Annotated in this window: 22 protein-coding genes, 1 other RNA gene and 1 pseudogene; 11 read left to right on the top strand and 13 right to left on the bottom strand. The window is 20.6% G+C overall.

Annotation, left to right across the window (positions count from 1 at the left end):
* Nucleotides 1–12: 12 nt before the first annotated feature.
* From VAMP_RS01260 to VAMP_RS01240, 5 genes are all read right to left on the bottom strand, one after another.
* Entirely contained in the window at nt 13–1743 is a 1731-nt protein-coding gene (locus tag VAMP_RS01260) for a hypothetical protein (protein ID WP_213348390.1), read from the bottom strand.
* Nucleotides 1744–1811: 68 nt separating this feature from the next.
* Nucleotides 1812–2039, bottom strand: a complete 228-nt coding sequence (locus VAMP_RS01255) for a hypothetical protein (RefSeq protein ID WP_213348388.1) — start codon at nt 2037–2039, stop codon at nt 1812–1814.
* Between the two features lie 4 nt (nt 2040–2043).
* Entirely contained in the window at nt 2044–2679 is a 636-nt protein-coding gene (locus tag VAMP_RS01250) for a hypothetical protein (protein ID WP_213348386.1), read from the bottom strand.
* Nucleotides 2680–3125: 446 nt separating this feature from the next.
* Nucleotides 3126–4133 (bottom strand): tRNA (adenosine(37)-N6)-threonylcarbamoyltransferase complex transferase subunit TsaD, encoded by a 1008-nt coding sequence (gene tsaD / locus VAMP_RS01245; protein WP_213348384.1) that lies wholly within the window; start codon nt 4131–4133, stop codon nt 3126–3128.
* A gap of 504 nt (nt 4134–4637) precedes the next feature.
* Entirely contained in the window at nt 4638–5183 is a 546-nt protein-coding gene (locus tag VAMP_RS01240; RefSeq protein ID WP_213348382.1) for a rhomboid family intramembrane serine protease, read from the bottom strand.
* A 250-nt stretch (nt 5184–5433) separates the two neighbouring features.
* Between VAMP_RS01240 and VAMP_RS01235 the strand changes: the two genes are divergently transcribed.
* Genes VAMP_RS01235 through VAMP_RS01220 form a run of 4 tightly spaced genes read left to right on the top strand, consistent with a single transcriptional unit; the run spans nt 5434 to nt 8340 of the window.
* The gene (locus VAMP_RS01235) at nt 5434–5814 is read left to right on the top strand and encodes a Holliday junction resolvase-like protein (protein ID WP_213348380.1); all 381 of its coding nucleotides are present in this window, start codon (nt 5434–5436) and stop codon (nt 5812–5814) included.
* 35 nt (nt 5815–5849) lie between these two features.
* The gene (locus VAMP_RS01230; RefSeq protein WP_213348378.1) at nt 5850–6779 is read left to right on the top strand and encodes a hypothetical protein; all 930 of its coding nucleotides are present in this window, start codon (nt 5850–5852) and stop codon (nt 6777–6779) included.
* A 17-nt stretch (nt 6780–6796) separates the two neighbouring features.
* On the top strand, nt 6797–8017 hold the full coding sequence (locus tag VAMP_RS01225) for a UDP-N-acetylglucosamine 1-carboxyvinyltransferase (RefSeq protein ID WP_213348376.1): 1221 nt from the start codon (nt 6797–6799) through the stop codon (nt 8015–8017).
* A 53-nt stretch (nt 8018–8070) separates the two neighbouring features.
* The gene (locus VAMP_RS01220; RefSeq protein ID WP_213348375.1) at nt 8071–8340 is read left to right on the top strand and encodes a hypothetical protein; all 270 of its coding nucleotides are present in this window, start codon (nt 8071–8073) and stop codon (nt 8338–8340) included.
* On the opposite strand, the gene VAMP_RS01215 is transcribed toward VAMP_RS01220, so the two are convergent.
* The 3 genes from VAMP_RS01215 to VAMP_RS01205 are packed head-to-tail and all read right to left on the bottom strand — an operon-like array spanning nt 8327 to nt 11504.
* On the bottom strand, nt 8327–9646 hold the full coding sequence (locus VAMP_RS01215; RefSeq protein WP_213348373.1) for a hypothetical protein: 1320 nt from the start codon (nt 9644–9646) through the stop codon (nt 8327–8329). The genes VAMP_RS01220 and VAMP_RS01215 overlap by 14 nt on opposite strands.
* Nucleotides 9647–10417, bottom strand: coding sequence for a cyclic nucleotide-binding domain-containing protein (locus VAMP_RS01210; RefSeq protein ID WP_213348371.1), 771 nt, complete (start codon nt 10415–10417; stop codon nt 9647–9649).
* The gene (locus tag VAMP_RS01205; protein ID WP_213348369.1) at nt 10386–11504 is read right to left on the bottom strand and encodes a type IV pilus twitching motility protein PilT; all 1119 of its coding nucleotides are present in this window, start codon (nt 11502–11504) and stop codon (nt 10386–10388) included. Before VAMP_RS01205 ends, VAMP_RS01210 begins: the two co-directional genes overlap by 32 nt.
* Nucleotides 11505–11719: 215 nt before the next feature.
* Between VAMP_RS01205 and VAMP_RS01200 the strand changes: the two genes are divergently transcribed.
* From VAMP_RS01200 to VAMP_RS01170, 7 genes are all read left to right on the top strand, one after another.
* Nucleotides 11720–12994 carry a hypothetical protein gene (locus tag VAMP_RS01200; protein ID WP_213348367.1) on the top strand — a complete coding sequence of 425 codons (1275 nt, stop codon included), beginning with the start codon at nt 11720–11722 and terminating at the stop codon, nt 12992–12994.
* A 35-nt stretch (nt 12995–13029) separates the two neighbouring features.
* Nucleotides 13030–14763 (top strand): hypothetical protein, encoded by a 1734-nt coding sequence (locus VAMP_RS01195; protein WP_213348364.1) that lies wholly within the window; start codon nt 13030–13032, stop codon nt 14761–14763.
* 54 nt (nt 14764–14817) lie between these two features.
* Nucleotides 14818–16140, top strand: a complete 1323-nt coding sequence (locus tag VAMP_RS01190) for a GspE/PulE family protein (RefSeq protein WP_213348362.1) — start codon at nt 14818–14820, stop codon at nt 16138–16140.
* A 21-nt stretch (nt 16141–16161) separates the two neighbouring features.
* Nucleotides 16162–17220, top strand: a complete 1059-nt coding sequence (locus tag VAMP_RS01185) for a type II secretion system F family protein (RefSeq protein WP_213348361.1) — start codon at nt 16162–16164, stop codon at nt 17218–17220.
* A gap of 147 nt (nt 17221–17367) precedes the next feature.
* Nucleotides 17368–17747: a transfer-messenger RNA gene (ssrA, locus tag VAMP_RS01180) on the top strand.
* Between the two features lie 95 nt (nt 17748–17842).
* Nucleotides 17843–18640 carry a hypothetical protein gene (locus VAMP_RS01175; protein WP_213348359.1) on the top strand — a complete coding sequence of 266 codons (798 nt, stop codon included), beginning with the start codon at nt 17843–17845 and terminating at the stop codon, nt 18638–18640.
* Between the two features lie 108 nt (nt 18641–18748).
* The gene (locus VAMP_RS01170) at nt 18749–19132 is read left to right on the top strand and encodes a YiiX/YebB-like N1pC/P60 family cysteine hydrolase (protein ID WP_213348357.1); all 384 of its coding nucleotides are present in this window, start codon (nt 18749–18751) and stop codon (nt 19130–19132) included.
* A 28-nt stretch (nt 19133–19160) separates the two neighbouring features.
* On the opposite strand, the gene VAMP_RS01165 is transcribed toward VAMP_RS01170, so the two are convergent.
* The 5 genes and pseudogenes from VAMP_RS01165 to VAMP_RS01145 form a co-directional block, all read right to left on the bottom strand.
* On the bottom strand, nt 19161–19520 hold the full coding sequence (locus tag VAMP_RS01165) for a hypothetical protein (RefSeq protein ID WP_213348355.1): 360 nt from the start codon (nt 19518–19520) through the stop codon (nt 19161–19163).
* 128 nt (nt 19521–19648) lie between these two features.
* Nucleotides 19649–20032 carry a hypothetical protein gene (locus VAMP_RS01160; protein ID WP_213348352.1) on the bottom strand — a complete coding sequence of 128 codons (384 nt, stop codon included), beginning with the start codon at nt 20030–20032 and terminating at the stop codon, nt 19649–19651.
* A gap of 17 nt (nt 20033–20049) precedes the next feature.
* The gene (locus VAMP_RS01155; protein WP_213348350.1) at nt 20050–20460 is read right to left on the bottom strand and encodes a hypothetical protein; all 411 of its coding nucleotides are present in this window, start codon (nt 20458–20460) and stop codon (nt 20050–20052) included.
* A 17-nt stretch (nt 20461–20477) separates the two neighbouring features.
* Nucleotides 20478–20669: a hypothetical protein gene (locus VAMP_RS01150; protein WP_213348348.1), complete on the bottom strand. Its 192-nt coding sequence runs from the start codon at nt 20667–20669 to the stop codon at nt 20478–20480.
* A gap of 11 nt (nt 20670–20680) precedes the next feature.
* Nucleotides 20681–20892: pseudogene (locus tag VAMP_RS01145) on the bottom strand (type IV pili twitching motility protein PilT); the annotation flags it as partial.

The following is a 20892-nucleotide window of genomic DNA, read 5'->3' as shown; positions in this document are numbered from 1 at the left end:
TTTTAGTAAGAATTATTTAATATTTTTTAATTCTATTTTATTTTCGCCATATTTTGATTTACTAAAATAAAATATACTTTCTGAATAAATTACATATCATAAGTGATTTCATAATGAGGCATAATAAATAATTTGTCAATTTCTTTTTTCTACATTAAAAACCCAATTAAATTTAATCAAATCTTGTATATTATTTTCATCTCATAATCTTATACATCATTTTTTTGATCATATTTTTCATATATAATAATATTCTCAATCAATTTCTTGCAAATTTCAAACTCAATCAAATTTTACTAAATTTTCTGCATTATCTTCATCTCATAATTTAATATATCATTCTTTCTGAATTTTATTAGATAATATTTTTCATATATAATAATATTCTCAATTTATTTCTTGTAAATTTCAAACTCAATCAAATTTTACTAAATTTTCTGCATTATTTTCATCTCATAATTTAATATATCATCCTTTTTGAATTTTATTATGTAATAATAATACATTATAATAATATTTTCAATTTATTTCTTGTAAATTTCAAACTAAATCAAATTTTATTAAATTTTCTGCATTATTTTCATCTCATAATTTAATATATCATTTTTTTGATCATAATTTAGTTTTATAAAAATATTCTCAATAAATTTCTTGTAAATTTCAAACTAAATCAAATTTTATTAAATTTTCTGCATTATCTTCATCTCATAATTTAACATATCATTCTTTTGATCATAATTTAGCTTTATAATAAATTTCTCAATTTATTTCTTGTAAATCCCAAATTCAATCAAATTTAAAATCTTTTTTTTCTATAGAATCTCAATTATTTTTTGTACAATATTTATATATATTTTTTATTTTTTTTCTAAATACTTTCATATCTAAATTTTGATATTCAACTGCTATTTCTAATCATTCATTTTTTGGTTTTATATCTTTTTGTTGTTCCAAATTTGAATTTCAATTAATTTTTTTTATATATTCTATATCAAGTATATCACCATTTTCATTTCATAATTTAATATATCATTCTATATTTCATAATTTAACTTCATAATAAATTTCTCAATTTATTTCTTGTAAATTTCAAACTAAATCAAATTTTATTAAATTTTCTGTATTATTTTCTTGTCATAGTTTAATATATCATTGTTTTTCTCATATTTTAACTTTAGAATAAATTTCTCAATTTATTTCTTGTACATCAAAAATAACATTAAATTTAAAATCTTCATTTTTTAATTTTTCTCATAATTTTTTTATACAATATTTATCTGTATTATTTATAATTTGTTTATATATAAGTAATTCTCAATCATCATATTCAACCATTTTTTCTACTATATCTCACTCCATAGTTTCAAATATTTCTCTTTTAGATTTTTGTATTAAATTATCAATAATTTTTGATACTGGATATTGTTCCAAAAATATTTTAACTTCTTCCAAAGAAAAATTTATAATTTTTAATTTTAACATTATTTTTTCTGCAGTTAAAATTATTTCTTTATCACTAACAAAATGTATAAAATCTATTTTTTCAGATTTTTCCAAATTTTGATTATTTTTTATTTTTGATAATATTCATAAAAAATAATCTTTATTATATTTTAGATTTTTATCTAAAATAAGTTCAAAAGATTTTTGAAAAGCTTCCGATATTAACAATTTATCAATAGTTTCACAAAAACCATTTTTTGTTTCTATTATTTCACTCGTAAAAGATATATTATTTTGCATAATTATTTTATTATAGATAAATATATTGACTTATATTTACATATAATATTTAATATTGCAAGATATTTTTAAATATTTTTTAAAAATAATTTATCATTAATTTCTTCAAACAAAAAAATCCTTCAATTATAATATCATATACAATGTTTCCAAGTTTTTAAATTAGATATATCGCAATTAAATTTTTTTCATAAAAATTCTCATTTCACAAAAACAGATTCAAAAGGTCAATATATTCATATATTATTTTGAGAGTATAACCAATAATATTCATTTTTTATATTGTATTTTATCATATTATTATTTTATATAATTTTTAAAATATTGATTCATTATCAATGAGAAATAACTTAATTGTTTAGATATTATTTCAAATCTTGTAGTTAAAAGTTCTATTTTTTGAAATCAAACTTCGTTTATCAAATATGCATTTGCTTTAAATTCTTCAATAGAAGAAGAATTAATAATTTTTTCAAGTTCTTCTTTATTTTCTATAGTATCGGTAAGTATAAAATATGTTTTTATCAAAAAAGATATTATCAAATATATACTTTCTTTTATAGTTTCAAAATATTCTTCTTTTTTAGTTCTTGTTATAAGTTTATCAGAATTTATATCTTTTTTTATATTTTCTATATTTTCAGTAATATCTTTTAATTTTTTTTCATCATATTCTACATCAAATATATTTTTTCATAATATTATATTATCATCTCAAATACAAGAATCTATAAAATAATATTTTCAAAACATTCAATTCATAAGTGGTAATATATCTTTAATATCTTCAAAATTCTTTTCATTTATATAAATTCATTTCAAACCAAATATATCTATTACATCTTTTTTTATTCATAATTTTTTTATATTTTCTTCAAATTCATTATTTTCCAAAAAATTTATATCTCATATTGATTTTACAAAAAAAATATTCATTATTAAATATAATTATATTATTTAAATTTTTTATTTACTATACATATAAAAAAGTAGAGATAAATAATCCCTACAACACAAATTCATAGCTATTTAGTTGATCTCACCATCTATATAGCTATGAAAGCATTCTTCACATAGAAGATAGCCTTCTTGTTTACAAGACCAATGATGATTCGGCATAGTAACACCGCAATATTCGCAAACTATTATACAATAACCATCACTGTGTTCATGAGTTTCTACAGTCTCATTTGAAAAGAGTTCAGCCGTCATAATTTCCCCCTTTGATAATTGGTTGTTAAAGAAACACTCCAGCAAAAAATGTATAATCAAAAAACAATTAAAGTCAATAGTTTTTAATATTAATTGTGTTAACAATATTAAATTGTTAACAATAGACAAAAACAGAATTATCAGTATAATATCAACAAAAAGATTAAGAACTAATTTATTAAAGATAAATTAAAATAATATTTTTTTCATAAATAAGATGCTCATATCATATCTGCATTATCTGTACTATATTCTTTTTTAATAGGTCTAATTACATCAATATTATATTTTTTTGTTTTATTTTGAATATATTCAATCAGTCTATCATTTGCAGAAACTCATCATACTATAGATAATGTTTTACATTCATATTCAAGACATGCTTGTATTATTTTTTTTCATAAAGATTTTACAATAGCTTCTTGAGTCATATATGCTATATTTTTTATATCTTGATCAGATAAAGATCAATATTTTTCTTCTATTTGTTTTATCGCATAATAAACTTTTGATTTAATTCAAGAAAAACTATATTTATATTCATTTTGTTTTAAATATATAGGTCATATTTTTAAATCATCATCATTTTTTCAATCTTTTGCAATTTTAGAAATCCAAGCTCATCAAGGATATGGTCATCAAAGCATTCTTGCACATTTATCAAAACATTCTCATGATGCATCATCTAATGTCATTCATATATGTTCCAGATTAAATTTATTATCATTTTTTGATAATATATAAATATCATTGTGTCATCAAGAAGCTGTTAATATTGCAATAGGTAAATTTATTTTATCAATATCTCTACCCAAAAGTATTGAAAATATATGTCAATGAATATGATTTTCATAAATAATTTCTTTTCAATAATATTCTCATAAAATATTTGCAACAGTTTTACCAATTATCAAAGATCAAGGCAATCACGGATTTGCTGTAACTACTATTTTATCGCATTTCACTATATTATCTTTTCATATACTTTCCAATATACCAATTATTTTTTCATTATGTAATCTAGATGCTATTTCTGGTACTACTCAACCAAATTTTTTATGTTCTTTTATTTGACTATATGAAACTGATTTTTCAGTTTTTATAAATTTTCAATCATAATTAACTATTGCAACTGATGTATCATCACAACTAGTCTCTATTGCTAATACTTTTTCCACTTTATATATTTTTATAATAAATAAAATTTATTTAATCAAATTATTTAATAAAATTAAAGTATATTATTAAACAATTTTTAATAAAAATCAAACTTTTATTTTAAAACAAGAAAAATAATTAATTTATTAATAAATAAAAAGTTAAAATCTATTGACTTTTTATTATTTTAAAATATATTATTTGTGTTGCTATCTATATTTAGTAGCGACTACACTACTTTTCTCCAATTTCATAGGAGTAAATATCATGAAAAACATAGCTTTTTTTGTATGGATGTTTGGAATTATTATATTTATATTTCTAAAACAATATATTAATTTCTTACATACCGACATATACACAAGCATTCTTTTAAACTTTTTTTGGTTTATAACCTGTATATTTATCTCTCTATTTTTTTTAAGAAAAAATGATAGATGATAAATATTCACTTTTATTAAAGCATTAGCTGTATACAGTTGATGCTTTTTTGGTAATTTATTTATTGATAAAGTTTTGATATTTTATTTTCAAAGTTTATTTAAAATTATTGCATAAATATATCATCAAAAAGCTCATGAAATATGTCAAACTAAAGATACACCTGGAATCAAACCTATAAGTATATTTAATATTAATATAAATCAAAGTTGTTCTTTAAATGCTCACAATTCGTATTTATACTTAAAAAACATAAAAGACAAAAACCCCATCAATATTCAAGAAAATCATAATGTTGAATTACTTGAAAAAAATTGTACTCACAAAATATTAAAAAACATAGAAAAAATTATTAATTTAATATATATTCTAGAACCTGAAATTCTTTCTATAATTGGTCATAATAAATATAATCAATATAAATTCATTAATATATGAAATATTTCTTTATGTGCAAAATTTGACAAAATAATTCAAGGCGACAATAATCAAGGTATATTATAAAATAAATAATATGCCAAATTTGGATTAGTTTGTAATAAAAAATGTATAAATACAAAAATTATTAAATTAAATATTATTAATTTACCAGATATGCTATATTTTATAAATTGTATTACTTTTTCCATTTTTAATTAATATAATTATAAATTATTAATTTAATTATATAAAGATGTTTTTAAAATTTTCAAGTAAAATACAAATTTGTAAACTATTCAAATAAAATATAATGTTGAAATATAATATATTTTAATTATATTTAAGTATATATAGTAAAATAATTTTTAAAAGCAAAAAAAGCAAAATATATTGATTTTATTTTAATAATAATTATACTACATAGTGTAATTACTAATTTTTTTATTATCTAATAAAATAATGGAAAAGGATTTTATTTTTATATTATTTTGAATAATAATATGATTAATAATTTGATATTTGTTTGCAAAAATACATTTTTGGATTAAAAATAAATCTGTAAGAAAAGATGCTATATGAAGATCTAAATCAGTAATATTATGACAAGTAAATGAAAAAATTGCTCCTATTTTACCTCAATTTAATTATAATTACAAAGATTTAGTTTTTATATGAAAATGAATTGATTATATTGTATTTGATTGATTAAGTGAATGAAATTTAAATAAAATAGTTTTTTTGGAGATAAAAACTTGAAAATCTAACTTGAATAAGAATGAAAAATCTATAAAATCAAAGTTGGAAGAATCAAAAGTTGAATATGAAATTATGAGAATATAATATATTTTTTATTAAGTTATAAATAAACAATTATGATGAATGAGATAAATATAGTTAAGTATATTCAATCTTGACTTGTATTGAAAAATTTGGGTAGAAAAAAAATATTTGATACTATTATTTTTGAAAAAATAGATAAAGATATTATTGACGAATATAAATGATTTCAAATATATACATTGGAAGATTATTGATATGACTTTTCTATAAATTGAAAATTAATTTCTTTGGTTGAAGATTCAAATAATATATTACTTATAATTGATAAATTAAATATAAATTATATTATTCCTTTTATAAAAAAAGCAAAATCAATTTGAATTAATTTTACAATAATAAATATATGAGCTTGAGTTTCTTCTGCTATAAATAAAGATATATTGGAAAGTGATGATATTTCAACTTTATTAAATTATGAATTTGATATATTAGAATATTATGATTTTGTAACATTTTTTGAATATACTATTAAAAAATGACAAAAATATATTAGAGTGCCTTATAGAACTATAACTGGTAGTTTATCTAAAGATAATTCAATATGAATAGATCCTTATTGAAAAATATCAAATCTTACATGACTTGGATTAGTTTGAGAAAATTGAACAATACTTGTATGAGCAAGTATGCTTCAAGATACAATACAATTTACAAATTTGGCAAGAGAATCTTGATTAATGTATGATGTTTTTTGTATACATGATCATAATTTTAAGTTAAATCAAGAAATATTGGAAAGCTTACAAAAAACCGAAGAATTAATTATAATAATTGATCAAATATATAATAAAAATTATTTAGATAGAATTAAATCACAGTTATGGGATATATGAATTATAGATTGTAAAATAAGATTTATATCTCCAGATGAAAAAATATGAACAAAAAATGAAGAATTTATTTGGGAAGATGTAAAATTTGATTGAAAATGAATTTATAATAAATTGACAAATAATTTACAATAAAAATTAAATAAAATATTATGTTTGTAGTAAAACAGTCAAATAATTTGAAATGACAAATAACTGTATCAGGAAGTAAAAATGCATCACTACCAATAATATCAGCAAATGCAATAATAAATAATCAAATAAAACTTGAAAATAAACCTAAAATTGATGATGTCAATGTTTTGGAAAAAATAATATCTTTGTCAAAAAATAAAAAAGAGTTAGATCTTTCTATACCTGAAGCAAAAAAAATTAGATCTAGTATACTTCTTATTCCTTATTGACTTATTAATTATTGAAAAGTAAAATTTGAAAGTGCATGATGATGTAATATTTGAAAAAGATCTACTTCAACATTTGATGATGCATTAATTCAAGCATGAGTTCAAATAAATGAATGAAAATATAAAGAATATACAAAACAAAATAAACCTAATAAAAAAATTATTTTGAAAGAATTTAGTGTAACTGCAACAGAAAGTTTACTTACATATATAGCTTTTTTGGAAGATGTAGATTATGAAGTAAATATAAAACAAATTGCAATAGAACCTCATGTTATTAATCTTATAGATTTTTTGAAAAATATTTGAACTGATATAAAAATAAATCATGATCATAGTCTTACTATTAAACCACAAAAATTAAAGATAAAAAATAAATCTTTTAAAATAATATGAGATTATATTGAAGCTTGAACATTTTTTGCTATATGAGCAACAGTTCCAAATTCTCAAATACAAATTAAATGATGTAATGTTGATGAATTATATTCTATATTTTCTATGGCTGATGAAATTTGAATTAATTATAAATTAATAGATAATGAAACTATTATAGTTGATTCTTACAATATTGAAAATTATAAAAATATAAAAATTCAAACTACAATATTTCCTTGATTTCCTACAGATTTACAGTCAATATTTGCTGTTTTGTTGACTCAAATAAATTGAATTAATAAAATACATGAAACACTTTTTGAATGAAGATTTACATATTTGGCAGAATTAGAAAATTTGGGAGCAAAAGTAGAGATATTAAACCCTCATCAAGTTATAATAATATGAAAAACTAAATTAAAATGATGATATGTAAGTACTACAGATTTGAGATGATGATGAGCTATGTTATTAGCTTGAATAATTGCACAATGAACTACTTATATTACTGAAGAAAAAATTATTTTGAGATGATATGAGTTGATACAAGAAAAACTTAAAAATTTATGAGTTGATATTAACAGAAAATAATGGAATATTTAATATATATTTTTGTCTTTTTGATTATAATTTTTAGTTTTTTTATGATCAAAATATCTTATGATAAATTTAAATCAAATAAAACTAGAAATGAGGTCTTAAGTTTAAAAAAATCATTGGAATTAGCAAAAGATCAAGTTGATGATTTAGAAGATAGCAAGATTAAAAATAATTTGATTATAAAAATCAACAATCAAGAAATAATAATAAATCATATATTAAGTCAAAAAAATATTAAAAATGTAGATTTTTTTAATGTATATGATTCAGTTTTATCTTTGATAGAAGAAATTAAAAATATTAAAAATAATTAGATAATTTTTCCAAAAATAAAGAATTAGCAATTTCTCATTCAACATAATCTATTATGAATTTATTATTAAGTAAATCTCATATATTGTAATTATAATTATTATTTTTGAAATTTTTTTCAAATTTTCTAATTCAATTATAAATTTCTTTATCAATTTGTTTTGAGTAAACTCAATTAAAAGCTGACAATATATTATTGTTTCACAATCTATTTCATTTTGTTCACATATCTATGTAAGATTGAATAAAATTAACTGATCAATTTATATTTTGTGAATTTTTATTTATTACAAATCACCACAATTTTGTTGGATAATTTTCTTCACTAAGAAAAGGAGAATTGTATACAATAAAATCTTTTTTGGAAAAAGATGATTGTTGAGATAAAATATCAATATCTGATAAATATCATAGATGAATATCTAATTTTCATTTTAAAAATACACATAAACTAGAATAATAATTATCACATTTTATACTTTTATAAATTCTAATAAAATAATAAGGATTAAATCATTTATAAATTCAATCTTTTCATAATTCCAAAGCAAAATCTATATAATCTAAATTATTATTATCAATACTGGCATTTAATGCATCAAAAAGTAAAGATGAATAATTATAAGTTATATCTATTCATCTTTTAGTTCAAGATATAAAATCTTTACCAAAACCAAAATTTATTAAATTATTCTTGGATCAATTAATTAATATATATCTTTTGATAGTTTTGAAATCAATATTATCAAAACTTCTCCAAAATACTTTGTCTCTTACAATACTTATTCAAGGATCTATTCAATATGGTATTATACTAATATTTTCATCAAATAAATCGTAAAAAATTGAATTAAAAGCTGATCTAATATTTGCATTTGAAAAATCAAAATCCAAGATTTTATCTCACATACTCAAAAAAGTAGAATCAGGAACTAATGCTATATCATAATTTTCTCAATTTTCAAAAACAAATTCATTAAGTTCTCAAATAGATCAATAAAGTACATATTCAACTTCTATATTTTTTGTTTTTAATTGTTTTTTAATTATTTCAAATCATCTTTCATAAAAAAATTTTGGCATATGTATATAAACTTTATTTGTATTAGTTTGATTATTTTTTTTTGATAAATCAGATAATGTAATATCTTGATTTATATTTCAAGTATTTGAAAGATTTTTATTGTTTATATCAGCAGATAAATCTTTATTATTTTCATTAAATATAGAAAAAATGTAATACCCCCAAGCAAAGAATATTACAAATATAGTTAATATAAAAAAATAAATTTTCTTTTTAGTTGTCATTTATTGTTCTAATCATTCTAAAAATTTATCTGCTTGATTTTTTTCTATAAAACTTCATAAATATTTAAACATAGGAATATTGTAAAATAAACTATTAGATAATATGTATTTATCCAAAAGTAGATCTCACATGATAAAATATATATACTCACCACATTTCATAAATATATAATTTTCTCATATTTTAAATTCTTTTCAATTTTCCAAAAAAGAATTTATAAAATCTTCTATATCTAAAGAAAAAAAGTTATTTGAAAGTATATTTTGATAAGAATTAGAATTTACTTGATATTTCAATAAAAAATATTTATCTATTTCTATTATTTTATCAAAAATTGATACAAATCAATTATTATCAAAGAATTTTTCATTCAAAACTTTTTTATTAATAATTTTTATATTATCTAATATATTATTAATTTTATATATTCTATTGGAAAGCATTAATGACAAATTTTTAAAAAACTTAAGTTTAATTTCCGATGAAAAATTTATAAAATCAGAATGTTTAAGCTCATAATATTCAATATAATCTTGAGCTTTTGCTGAAATAGGTTTACCAGATTCTTCAATAAAACTTTTTTCACCTATTATATTTCAAGCTCATATTGAGAATAATGTATTATTTCATTTTTCCAAAAAAACTGTTCAAGATTCAATATAGAACAAACTATTATTTGATGTATTTTCTTCAAAAAGATAATTTCAAGCATTAATATTTTCCAAAGAAGTATTTTCTTTAATCAATTGGATTAAATCATAATCATTCATTGCTATAACTGTAATATTTAAGTAAATTTTTAAAAGATTCTAGATTTCTTATATATGGAGATGCATTATTTATATCTATAATTCATTTTGACACTAATCTTGCAATATCTTGATCTAATGTATTCATTCAGTGTCTCATAGATGTTTCCAAAATTCAAAACATTTGAGGAAGATTATTTTCTCTAATATTGTTAGCAATTCAACTTGTATTTATTAATATTTCTCTAGCAGGAACTCTATTTTTTCAAGTTTTTGATTTAATTAAACATTGAGAAATTATTAAATCCAAAGCTAAACTAAGTTGAGTTGCTACCTGTTTTTGTCTATTAGTAGGAGATGAATCAATTATTCTACTAATAGTTTGTATAGAATCCATAGTATGTAAAGTACTAAAAACTTGATGTCATGTTTCTACTAATGTTAATACTGCCGATATAGTTTCATAATCTCTCATTTCTCATACCATAATTATATCAGGATCTTGTCTTAAACTATATTTTATAGCTTTAGTCCGAGAATGACTATGTTTTCAAATTTCTCTTTGTGTTATTAAAGATTTTTTATTTTCAAAAACATATTCAATAGGATCTTCCAAAGTTATAATATGTGCATTTTTATTTTCATTAATATCATTTATAATTGCTGCTAATGATGTAGATTTTCAACTTCAAGTCTGTCATGTAACTAATATTAATCAACTATTTTTTGATAATATTCTTTCTTTTACTGTAGAAGAAAATCATATTTCTTCCATACCTTGAGGTTTAGAAACAACTTTTCTCAATGCTAATCTTATTCATTTATTTGATCTAAATGCATTAATTCTAAATCTAAATCAAGATAATTCATAAGATACATCTATTTCAGATCATTTTACTAAATTATCTATTTCACTAGCAGTTAATATATCATTCAAAAATCAATAAATTTCATCAGCATCTAATGATGTATCTTTAAGTGAAATTATAGATCAATTATTTTTTCTAACATATATGTCACTATCTTCAATTATATGAATATCGGAAAGTTCATATTTTATTAGATCTCAAATAATTTTATAAAATTTATTATCTGTACTACTTTTCATAATATATAAATTATGTATAATTAAAAATTATTAATATGAAGATATTATAAAGATCTAAAAAAAAATGTCAAATAAAGGAGCTTTATTTTTTATATATTTTTTCTTTAAATTTTAACTAATTTTTAATTTATTATAAAAAATAACTCACTTAAATTTGACAAAAAAAAAATAATATTTAAACTTGAGTTAAATTTATTTAAATAATTTATTAAAAAATGAAGAAAAAAAATAGTAATATTTGAGAAGAAGATGTTATTGATAGTTTTTTGGAATGAGTTTGAGAAGAAGATAGCAAAGAATATCAAAGATTACAACAACAGAAATTGGAAATGAAGAAAGAAGCTTTTTATAAAAAAATGACAAGTATTTTAGTGGTTTATATTTTATTGATTGCTTTTGTTTCCACTATAGTATATTTTTATAGTTTATATTATAAGTATAATTTGGAAGATAATTCTCAAGAAAAAATGAATTATATAAATTCTTTTGAAGAAAATAGAGATAAAATATACTGATATTTAGATTCAGCTTTTTCTATAGTTTGAATTAATTATTTTAATGTAAGTTCTACTGTATGATTAGATAAGCTAAAATCAATATCTGAATTTGATAGTATTGATCAATTTGATCAATCTATAAGTGAAAAAATAAATTTAAATGCTCCTTATATAGATAAAAGAGATTCTTTATCAAAATTTATGCAAGATTCGGTATCTGTTATAAAAGATCTTATTGATGATACTGAAAATAAAAGGGATAATTTGGCTAGTTATTGATATTTACCACAAGAAGTTGATTGAATACTAGAAAATACTAAAATACAAAGAGCTTTATTATCTATAGAAGCTATTAAATTTTATTCTTCTATGAAAGTTTTTTATAATTTTGATGACTTTATGGAAAAATTAATAGGAAAATCTTCGGATAAAAAATCACTTTTGGGAAGAAAATTTAAATATTTTATTGATAGATGAGAACAAGATATTCAAAATTATTTAGTTAATTGTTATTTAAATCCGTATGAAAATTTAAAATGTGATAGATATTGAGATTTTGATGATTTGTATAAAGATATTGATAAGTTTGATTCTAAAACTTTTAAGGAGATTATTAAGCTTATTGATGAAGAATTAGAATTAGACGAGTTGCCACAGCTTTCTATAATTTTAAATAGTATGGAAGAATGAGCTAGTAATATATCTTTTTCGGTAGATGTTAATACTTATGCTAAGGATATAGAATCTATGATTGATAGATGAATTAAAAATCCACACATATATATATCAAATACACTTATTAATTCTATAAGATCATCTAGCTTTATAGTTTGAAAAGAAATAAAATTTAATACATTAGAGGTCTCTGATAGAACTGTTACTGTTCAGGAAAATGAAATTAATGTATTAAATTCTACATTTGATTTTGATGTTCCTATTCAAGAATCTGTAGAAAGAGAAATATATGACTTTGTTGTAGATGTTGATAGATAATATAAATTTAAATTATTAATATATAAAATATAAAAATGTTTGATAAAAAAAATAATGAGGAAAATAATGAACTTGAAATAGATATAAATTTGAATGATGAACTTCAAGTCGATGATTGAGATAATAAAAAAAATGATGATAATAAATCTAATTCTAAAAATACAGATAATAGTGATTTATGAGATTCTGTGAATTTAGATTTAGATGAATTGGAACCTGAATCTAATTATTCAAGTAATTCTTGAAATAGTAATTTTGATGATTGAGATTGAGATTCTGATTTTGATAATTGAGATTCTGATTTTGATAATTGAGATGATTTTGATAATTGAAGTAAGAAGAATAAAAAAACTTCTTCTCAAATAGATTTTAAAAGTCCAAAAATGATCTTTATATCTTTATTGTTTGTTTGAGTATTATCTACTTTTATTCTGTTATATTTTTTGTTTGATTTGAAATCAAATTATGATAATTTAAATAATAAGTTAGATTCTCTTTATAGTCTTTGAACTTATAAAATTGATACTTTATTGGCTTCTGTATGATTGACTAATAATTTAAAAGTTTCTTCATTGTATGAAAAATATGAAGAAGAAAAGAATTTTAATAATATGATTGTAGATAATTATGAAAGGACTCAATCTCAATACAATAAATTTTTAATAAACTTTTTATTTCCTTCTTTGAATGTTTGGGAACATCCTTATGATTGATATACTAATGAGGTTGTAATGTGACAATATTTTTTGGATAGTAATCCATATATAGATACAAATCTTTTACGTTCTTGGTCAAATTTCTTTAGTGATGATGTTGATATAACTAATATATTTGTATGAGATATAGTTGAAGAATGAGAATATTTTAATATACCTATTAATGTTTCTTTTGAAACAGAATCTAGACAAAATTTCTTAAAAATGGTGAGTAAATTATCAGCTACATCTAATAAAAGAAATATATCTTTAATTAACGAATTTACTCATATATTATTTAAAACAATTAGAGAAAATAATTCTTTTGAATGACTTAGTGAAGAAGAGATAAATAATGAAATATGAAAAAATATTTATGATTGGATTAAAAGTAATTGAGATGGTTGAACAAAATATTTAAATGAAGATATAATTAAAAAAACTATAAATGAATCTGTTGATTGTCAATCATCTTGAGTATGTTATTCTGAGTTTAGAGAAAAATTTAGAGATTTACATATATTAGCATATACAGTTTGAGATAGTATACAAGATCCACTTGTAGAACTTAAAGAATTTTATTCAAATTTAACACCTATTATTAATGTTGATAGTTTTAATTTCAGGAAATTAGAAGATAATAATTATTCTGATGAATCTGGTTATGTAGGTGACATTTCAATAAGAGTTTATGGTAGGAATTTAAATAATAATGAAGTTGAAATTATATGAAATGAACTTTGATGATTATGTTTTTGATGAACAAGTAATCAAAATGTAGATGAAAATTGAGATGTAGATGAAAATTGAGATGTAAATGAAAATTGAAATGTAGATAAAAATTGAATTGAATTAGATGTAAATATGGCTATAAATAGAGTGCAAGGTAGATTAAATGATGCAGTTGATTGAAAATTAACTATTGACACGAATATGTTAATTAATTATAATGACTTATTATCAATCTTTAATGATATAAAAGCAGTTTATCCAAAACTTTCAAATTATGATAAATCAATTAGATTAGTTGAAATATATAGAATGTTGTATGAAAATGATTTATGTGATAAATAATTAAAAAATTAATCTCTTATTAAAATATTTATGTAAATTAAATTAAAAAATTAAATGGAAATAAATGAATTAAAAAATGCACTAGAAGAATCTATAATAAAAACTGATACTGTAAAAATATTTGATACTCTTTTGACAATATGAGTTGAAATGGGTGCATCCGATATTCATATTGAACCTTTTGAAAATTATTCTAGAATAAGATTAAGGTTAGATTGAGTTCTTGAAGAATTAATACAGTATCCCAAAAATATACAAGAAAGTTTGATAGCAAAATTTAAAATTGAATCTTGACAAATGAGACCTGATGAAAAAAGGCTTCCTCAAGATGCTAGAGTATCTACTGTTACTTTGACAAATAAAGAAATAGATCTTCGTGCAAATACTTTACCAACAGTTTGGTGAGAAAAGTTAGTTATGAGAATAGTAGATAAATCTAAAAAAGTTCCACCTTTGGATATTATGTGAATTGAATGAACAAATAATGAACTTTTGTACAAAAATATATCTATGCCAAACTGAATTGTTTTAACTACATGACCTACTTGATCTGGTAAATCTACTACTTTGTATGCAGCTCTTGATCATATTAATAATGTTGATGTTAATATTACTACTTATGAAGATCCGGTAGAAAATAAAGCAGATTGAATGAATCAATCACAAGTTAGAGCTGATATATGATATACTTTTGCTCAATGACTTAGAGCTGCATTAAGACAAGATCCCGATATTATTATGGTTTGAGAAATAAGAGATAGTGAAACACTTGAGACTGCTATGGAAGCTGCTATGACTTGACATCTTGTATTTTCTACAATACATGCTAATTCTTCTGCTGAAACTATAACTAGAATAATTAATATGGGAGCAAAACATTTTATGATTGCAGGAACTTTTAATATTGTTATGGCACAGAGATTATGAAGAACAGTATGTCCATCTTGTAAACAAAAAACTAATTTGAAAGAAAATTATCCAGAAGAATATATAAATGCAAAAAAAGTTCTTTGATCTATTGATAAAGATATATTAAAAAAAGAATTATATAAAAGATGAATAACAAATGAACAGTGGAAAATGTTTATTGAAGAGTGAGTTGGATATGTAGGTACTTGAAAAAATAATGAAAAATGATGAGTATGTGAAAAATGTTGATGATCTGGTTATAAATGAAGAATATGAATATATGAAATTATGGATTTTGATGATGATATTAAAAATTTTATTGTTCAATGAAAATCAGCATTTGAGCTTGAAAAATATGCATTAAAAAAATGAATGACAAATTTGGAAAGAGATTGAATATTTAAAGTAATTTGAAATAAAACAACTTTGGAAGAAATTTATAGATTAACAAAACATAAAGATATTTAATAATTTTAATTTAAAATAATAATGGATATTTCATTTTCTAATAGAACACCTTGACTTGATAAAAAAGTTGCTTTTTTTAGACTTTTGGCTGTTACACAAAAAGCAGGGCTTTGAATTAGAGATTCTTTGTGATCAATTCTTTCTTGAGAGTTGGATCCTTGAATGAAAAAAATAATAGCTTATCTTATAGCTGAAACAAATAAATGAAATTCTTTGGCGGATGCTATGGGACAGCTTTCATATTTTTTTAACACGGCTGAGATAGCATTAGTTAAGTCGTCCGAAAGTATGTGAAATTTACCTGAAGTATTACAAAATTTGGCAGATGAATTGGAAAGTTTTCAAAAAACTATGTCAAAAATTAAATGAGCTATGATTTATCCGACATTTGTTATATTAATTGCTATAGGTGCTATTGTTATACTTTTAATAAAAGTAATACCTACTATGGTAGAAATGTTCCCTGATAAAGAATCTCTTCCTCGGATTACTACATTTACATTAGATCTTTCTGATTTCCTTCAAAAATCTTGGCATTTATTATTAATATGATTTTTTTGAATAATTTTTTCATATGTATATTCATATAAGTATATTCCTTGATTTAAAAAATTTATGGATAAATTATTTTTAACTCTTCCTCATTTATGAAATTTAACAAAAAAATTTAACTTGTATAGATTTACTAAAATGATGTGAGATTTTTATAATGCTTGAGTTTCTCCAACAGAATCTTTATCTCAAATGTGAGAAATATTTGGTAATTATTACTATAAACAAAAACTTAATAATATAAGAAAAGATTTACAAATTGGTTTATGATTTGTTGATTCAATGGAATGATCATGGCTTTTTGATCCTATTTTGATACAAATTATTTGAATTTGAGAAGAAACTTGAAATATATGAGAACTTTTATTGAAAATGTCTTTGTTTTATAAAGATGAACTTGATGTATCAATTGAATGAATGATGAAACTTATAGAACCCGCACTGATGGCAATTATAGCAGTTATTGTTTGATTTATTGTTGCAGCTGTATTCTTACCTATGGCTGAACTTATGTGAACTATATGATAAGTTTTATATGTTAAGCAAAATTAGTATTAGAAACTATTAATAGAACTGATGAAATAAATTAAAATTAATAAAATAAAGAATAGTATACTATAATAAAAACATAATTTTTACTTGAAAAATTTTATAAATTATGTATAGTGAAAATGTGGGGATGATAATGGTTTCGATGGGAGTTTTTGTTATTTATGATGGCCTCTACTGGATGATAGTACCTAGTATATGCAATCTATCAAAAAAATAAGTGCAAAAAACTTAAGATTAAGTGCAGCACAAAATTATGCAATAGCATAGTATTTGTCCTATATAGAGGTTTAGCTGCCAACAACTTTGGTATATGACTCCTTCTAAGTACCAAAGCGAAAATAGAAGGAAATAATAGTTTTGGGTAACTAGCTTTAAAAGTTATCAAAAAGTAGTGATGCCTGTTTATAGGCTAATCTTACCTATATGGTATAATATATAAACTATGGAGGTAGAAATTATGTATAACAACTCTCAGACATGGGTTCAATTCCCATCATCTCCAAAGTTTAAATAAGATAAATATTTAAAAATACAATTTACCTTTAATTGGTAAATTTTTTTATAACAAATAAGTATTTTAATTTAATTTATAAATTAAATGAATTATTCATCAATTTCAAAAAAATTATTAAAAATAGAAGAAGACTTTAAAATAGCACTTCATGAATTAGAAAATGATGATATTTTTGAAAATAAAACTCATATTATTTGGGATCGAGAAAAAAAAAATATTTACAAAAAATGGAAAATAATTAAATGAATTTTTAAAAGACTTAAATTTATGATTAAATTATGATGATTAAATTATTTTTTCAGAAAAAATTATAATAATTTTTTGATAAATTATTACAGTATTAAACTATATTATTATATGTTGCTCAATATACAAAAAACTTTTAAATATCATGAAAAATTTATCAGACAATTTTTGAATGAAACCTATAACGAAAATTATTCTACAATAGCAAGATATGTATATACTCCCAAATTTTTATATTATCTATATTTTCCCAAAAAAATTATTTATTCTATAGAAAATAAAGTTGATAAAAATATCATATGGATGATATATAAAGATTTTGAAATAAAAGATAAATATAAATTTGATTACAAAAATATATATTTTCATGTTAAATACAAAAAAGATAATATAATATTAAAATTATCAAAGTTTTTTTGAATTAAAATTTCTAATATTAGATTTAAATTTTCAAAAAAATGATTAATAAATAAAGAAAATACAGAAAAATTTTATAAAATAGCAAAAGCTTGAGATATACTACTAACAAGACAAACATTTGTAGCAACAAATATGGGAATACCTTGATTTTGGAAGCATATGTGAATGTATTTATGAACATGAGAATATTTGCAAAAATATATAAGCAAAAAATAATTCAAGAAATTAGATAAAAAAAGTCATTATGTTATTGATTCTACTGCAAAATGAGTTCAAATTTCAAAATTTGAAGATTTCATTTATCCTGTTGATTATTTATGAGTTTTGAGAACTACTTTTAGTGAAAATAAAATAAAAAGAGCAATTTGAAAAGTAATATCAAATGTAAATAAAGACTATGATTTTAGTTTTGATTTTAATTCTGATAAATATTTTGTATGTTCAGAATTGATAATAAAATCTTATATGAAAGAATATAAAAATGATGAATGATTAGATATAACTTTAAAAAGAATATTATATTCTATATCTTATGAACCAAATGAAATAGTAAAAAAAGCCTTTTATGAAAAAAATTCTAATAATAAACAAATATATCCAATACTTTTTATAGATAGTATCTTGAAAAAGAAAAAAAATTTTATAAATACTAATGAAGAATTCTTAAAAAGTTATAAAAGAAGTAGAACAAGTATATTTTTAAAATAACTTTGCTACAATAATTTTATAAAAAAATTTAAAATAAGTTAACTAACAATGATATTCAAACATATGACAACAGAGATACAAATATTCAAATTCATCAATAATATAGTATTCTATTTGCTCTTCTAAATTCTTCTTCATCTCATTTTGAATAAATCAATGAATATCATCAATATAATAACATTGCCATAGACACTACTCATATAAAAAACCACAAATATGCATTAATTACATCAATTAATTCTATCCAAAAATTTTTATCTCATGAAATAGATTCTGTAGAACCTCATCAAACATCACTAGAATCAACTGAAGGAACTGCAATATCTACTGAAAAAGATTTTGATAAAAACAATAAAAGATAAATTATAATAAATAATATTTTTTTCATTATCATAGCTATAATAAATTAATTATACTTAATAAAATAAATTTATCAGTACAAAAATAAAAAATTAACTAAACATATAAAATATATTAAACAAAAAATAAATATAATAAACAAAATTTATTATATTTTTACAAAGTTGATACAGATATAGACTGAATTATCTGAACAATTGCATAACTTGATAAAGCCATAATTATACCACCTCCTATATAAAACAACATTTTCCTAGCTTTTATCATTTTGGAATCATCTCAAGCTGAAAGAACAAACATTATTCAAACAAACAAAACGGCTGTAACTCATAAAACAGCAGACACTACAAGTAAAAAATCTGCTACTCATGACAACAATCAAGCAAATCAATCTGCATCTTTAGAAGAAGAAACCACATCAGTTACATATTCATCAGAAGTATTATATGCATCATCAAGTAAGTCATCAGAAAAAACTAACAAAAAGTTAAACAAAAATCAAAAAATGAAAAATAAAAAACTTTTAAAATAAAAAAACATATTTTTTATATAAAATACTAAATTTGTGAGAGTAGATCCTCAGCTTCTTGTTCTTCTTTAGATCTTTGATTTGACTCTTCTTCTTTTATTTTTCAAACTTTTTTTATATATCATATTTGTTGCCATTTCTGTAAATACTTTTTCTTAATTTCCATTTTCTTATTTTCATACTTTTCATCTATTTCTCTTAATTTTTCTTTTTCTTTTAACAATATATCATACAACTTTTGAATTTGATCAGAAGTCATTAAAGGCAAAAGATTTAACCAATTTTGTTTAGATTCATTAGTATCAATAGATTTTGATGCAAGAATCATTTTTATCAAATCAGGCATATCTTTAATAAAATCTTCTTCTATATCAAAAGATATAGCTAGATCTCGCAAGTTTTTAGGAATATACTTTTTTATCAAATCATCTTTTGACATATCCAAAATAAATTTAATTAATTTAAATTATTTAACTCTTTTTCTAAAGATTTCTCAGCTTCTGAAACTTCTAAATCATGAGAAAGCTCAGATTCTTTTTTAATATTTTCAACTTTTTTATAAGATTTTTTTATTTCTTTAATCATTTTTTTAAATTTACTAGGACCAAGATATCAAGAACTAGTTCATCAAGGACAAATTTCAGACATTTTTTATTTAATTAAGATTTTTTCTTAAATAACCATGAAACTGATTCCTCAGTAATTTTTTTCTCTTTAACCAATCTTTGAGCATATTGAGTTAATGTATACATACCCTGTTTCATTCAAGTTTCTATTATATTATCAACTTGAGAAAGTTGTCTTTTTTTAATATTATTTTTTACAGCCGAAGTATTTATCATTATCTCATAAATACCAACTCTTCATTTAC

The organism is Candidatus Vampirococcus lugosii, from assembly GCF_018420025.1.
In the GTDB taxonomy this organism is placed as follows: domain Bacteria; phylum Patescibacteriota; class Gracilibacteria; order Absconditabacterales; family Absconditicoccaceae; genus Vampirococcus; species Vampirococcus lugosii.
The sequence above is the reverse complement of the archived record's forward strand: the minus strand, read 5'-3'. Positions and strand labels throughout refer to the sequence as shown.